Genomic DNA, 3,680 nt, shown 5'->3' with positions numbered 1-3,680 from the left:
CCCGCAGATGGACGAGGCCACACGCGAAGCCCGCTACGCCGCGTGGAAAAAGGCGGTCGAGGCTACCATCGCGGCGGCGAGGTCGGTCTGATGGACTTCGCTCTGCGCTTTCCCGGCCGCATTCTCTTCGGGCGCGACGAGCGGCATGCGGGCGCGGAGCTGATCGCGCGCTACGGGGCGCGTGTAGCGCTCGTGCGCGGGCGTTCGGTCGGTTGGGCCGACGCGCTGGAAGATACTCTGCGCGAGGAGGGCCGGACGGTCGAGGTGATCGTCAGCCGCGGCGAGCCGAGCTATCCGGATCTATGTGATGCGCTCGGTCGGTTGCGCGAGATGCGCCCCGATTGTGTCGTTGCGGTCGGGGGCGGCGCGGTGCTTGATCTGGGCAAGGCTTTGACGGCTCTGATCCCCGCTGCGAGCGATCCGATCGTGCATTTCGAATTGGTCGGGGAGGGGCGCCCGCTAAGCGCGCCGCCGCTGCCGTTTGTCGCGATCCCTACTACCGCCGGCACCGGAGCGGAAGCCACCCGCAATGCGGTGATCCAGTTCCCCGAGCACCGCCGCAAGGTCAGCCTGCGCGACGATCGGATGATGGCCTCGCTCGCGATCGTCGATCCGGCGCTGACCGATCTCTGCCCGCGTGCGGTCACGCTGGCCTCGGGGCTGGACGCGCTGACGCAGGTGATCGAGCCTTATCTCTGCAGTCGTGCGAATATTCTGACCGACGCGCTTTGCCGCGATGCGATCCCGCGCGCGATCCATGCGCTGGTCCAGCTGATGGCACGGGAGAGCACGGATGCACGAGATGACATGGCGCGGGCGAGCCTGTTCGGCGGCGTCGCTCTGGGCAATGCGGGCCTCGGCGCGGTGCATGGTTTTGCGGGCGTGATCGGTGGCCGGAGCGGTGCGGCCCATGGGGCGATCTGCGGACGGCTTCTGCCCGGAGTGCTTCAGGCGAACCGTGTCGCCGTGGCGGGCGATTCCGCGATGGCCGCGCGATTCCACGAGGTGGCGGGCTGGCTGGGCGAGGGGCTGGCGGTTGCGCCGGCTGACGCTTTCACGGCGCTGGAGCGGCAGATCGACGAATGGGGGTTGCCCCGGCTTGGCGCGATGGGTGTCGATCCGGATGAGATCGAGGAGACCGCGCGGCTGTCGCGGTCCAGCTCCTCCATGGCCGCGAATCCCGTGCCGCTGAGCGAAGATGTCCTGAGCGACATTCTGCGCGCCGCATTCTGAGCGGCTTCAGGTGCGAATGACAAATCCCCGTGCGATGTGATTACGCACGAACCAGATCATCGCGACACCCGGGATCAGCGAGACAACGGTCATCGCCATCACCAGCCCGATATCCGTTTGAAAGCCGAACAGCGCGCTGATCGCCATGGTGATCGGCTTGCCCGCAGTGACCGTCAGAATGCGCGCGAAGACCACCTCCACCCAAGAGAAGATGAAGCAGAAGAAGACGGTCACGCCGATCCCCGGCGCGATCACCGGGATCAGCTTTCCGACGAAGAAATGGCCGAAGGAATGGCCGTCGAGAAAACAGGTCTCGTCGAATTCGCGCGGCACGGCGGCGATGAAGCTCTCGAGGATCCAGATCGCGATCGGCAGGTTGAACACGCAATGCACCAGCGCGATCCCGACCGGGCTGTTCACCAGTCCGACATGGGCGAAGAGAATGAATATCGGCAGCGACAGCACGACGGGCGGCGTCAGGCGAAAGGCGATCAGCGCGAAGAGAATGTGGCGATCGCCGGTAAAGCGGAAGCGCGCAATCGCGTAAGCTGCGGGCAGTCCGGCGGCGAGGCAGAGCGCCACGTTGAGCAGAACATAGACAAGCGAGTTCCAGATTGCATCGCGCAGGTCGGGGCGTGCGAAGACGGTGGCATAGTTGATCAGCGTCGCCTGTCCCTCGCGATATCCCTCGCGCGGCAGCGTCAGCGTGAAGCTCAACAGCACCGTTTGGACGAAGGGCAGCAGGATGAAGAGGGCCAGAGCGGCGAAGGCGAGGCCGAGCAGAATTGATGGGCGCATTCGCGTCATCTTCATCGGGTCGTCTCCGGCGAGGTGTCGCGCCCGGCGCGTATGCGGATGAACGCCCATGCGACGCTCAGCACGATCAGGAAATCGAGCATCGCACGCGCGGCGGCACGGCCATAGGTGAAGCTGCGAATGTCCTCTCCCAGTTCGAGCGAGATGAAAGTCGTCGCACCCTGCGGCCCGCCCGCGTTAATCGTGAAAGCCTCGGTGTAGATCATGAAGCTGTCCACGAAGCGCAGAAGCAGCACGATCGAGAGCGCCCCGGCGATGCGCGGCAATTCGATATGGCGGAATACCGCGAGCCGTGAGGCTCCGTCTATCGCCGCCGCCTGTCGATAGGAGGCCGGGATCGCCGACAGCGACGCATAGGAGAGGATCACGACGAGGCCCAGCCAGTGCCACGTATCCGCCGCGACGATCAGGATCCAGGTATGCAGCGCGGTGAACTTGTAGTCGAAGCCAATACCCGCTGCGGCGATCGCCTTGCCGAGAAGTCCGACCTGGGGATCGATCAGCGTGAGCCACATGCCCGCGATCATGTTCCACGGAACAACGAGGGGCAGGGCGAGCATCATCACCACCGGCACCGCCCAGCGACCGATCCGCAGCATCAAGAGAGCGATCCAGATCCCCAGCGGCACCTGAATCGACAACACGATGGCCGAAAACAATGCGCTTCGCCCGAGGCTCGCCCAAAAGCTCGGATCGCGGATGATCTCGAGATACCATTGCGGCCCGACCCAAAGTGCCGTGTCGAGGGTGAAGATGTCGTGGAAAGAATAGTTGAACACCGCGACCAGAGGTAGGGCAGCGACAAACCCCAAGATGAGAAGCGCAGGCAACAACAGTAGCCACGCGCGGTTCGAATGCGGCTTGATCATCCCTATGCCCTCCCCGGAAGCAGCGTACTTCGCGCGTAAAGCGAACGGGTTGGTCGTATAAATGTCAAGGATACTAAAGATTTAAGGCGGTGGATGGGGCGACGGTGGCTGCCGTCTCGGCGACGCTTGTGCCGGGGGAGGGGCTTTTGCTGTCGGTGCGACTGAGAAAGGGGCGCGCATGGCCCGCGATCGGCTAGAACAGATGGCGCGCGTCGCAAACGTGGCGGAAGAGTTCGGTCGCTTCGCTCCGATCTTCGAGCGCGAGCTGTTCGAAATGGAATATTGGCCGCTCGAACAGGCAAAGCTGAAGACTAAAGAAGAAGCGTGAGCACTTCAGCACGCGGCTATAATCGGCAAAGCGGCGAACTGCTCGCCATCGCGCGCTCTCTTTCTGGCTTCGTGAGCGGTTTCGACCGTGCAGCAGATCTTTTCGAGATGAGCGATTGCATCCCGAATGGCATCTGCGAGAGCCGGGGCGACCTCCGGTGAAATCGAGAACATTCCGTCCTCGCAGCGGTGCACCCATCCACTCTTCTGCAAGGTCAGAACTTTGCGTCGCACAGTTCCCTTTGTCTCCCATGATATTCCGCGTTCGATCGTACGATAATGACGTATCGGGATCGCTGGTCATGAGCGTGCGTTGCGAGATGCGATCCTCATGGCTGTCCGATTTCGTTCATTTCGCTGGTGACTCGGTTTGGTTTGCGGGGTGCCCTTGGGGCATGCCTGGCAGGAGGTTTCGCGTGGGTGGGTGATTTGCGC

At 63.3% G+C, this 3,680-nt stretch carries 4 protein-coding genes; 2 read left to right on the top strand and 2 right to left on the bottom strand.

Annotated elements, in window-relative coordinates; all coding sequences use genetic code 11:
• Nucleotides 1-90 precede the first annotated feature (90 nt).
• Nucleotides 91-1,233, top strand: coding sequence for an iron-containing alcohol dehydrogenase (locus B6V75_RS18370; protein WP_088720671.1), 1,143 nt, complete (start codon nucleotides 91-93; stop codon nucleotides 1,231-1,233).
• A 6-nt stretch (nucleotides 1,234-1,239) separates the two neighbouring features.
• Here B6V75_RS18370 and B6V75_RS18365 read toward each other — a convergent pair whose 3' ends face one another.
• Complete coding sequence (locus B6V75_RS18365) at nucleotides 1,240-2,046, bottom strand: carbohydrate ABC transporter permease (RefSeq protein WP_233243250.1); 807 nt, start codon at nucleotides 2,044-2,046, stop codon at nucleotides 1,240-1,242.
• The gene (locus B6V75_RS18360) at nucleotides 2,043-2,918 is read right to left on the bottom strand and encodes a sugar ABC transporter permease (protein WP_240497005.1); all 876 of its coding nucleotides are present in this window, start codon (nucleotides 2,916-2,918) and stop codon (nucleotides 2,043-2,045) included. Before B6V75_RS18360 ends, B6V75_RS18365 begins: the two co-directional genes overlap by 4 nt.
• Nucleotides 2,919-3,096: 178 nt before the next feature.
• On the opposite strand from B6V75_RS18360, the gene B6V75_RS18765 reads away from it, so the two are divergent.
• Nucleotides 3,097-3,246: a hypothetical protein gene (locus B6V75_RS18765; protein ID WP_166504651.1), complete on the top strand. Its 150-nt coding sequence runs from the start codon at nucleotides 3,097-3,099 to the stop codon at nucleotides 3,244-3,246.
• Nucleotides 3,247-3,680 lie beyond the last annotated feature (434 nt).

Source organism: Thioclava sp. F1Mire-8 (genome assembly GCF_002213165.1).
GTDB classification, from domain to species: domain Bacteria; phylum Pseudomonadota; class Alphaproteobacteria; order Rhodobacterales; family Rhodobacteraceae; genus Thioclava; species Thioclava nitratireducens.
Note: the sequence above shows the minus strand (reverse complement) of the source record. Positions and strands in the feature narration are given on the sequence as shown.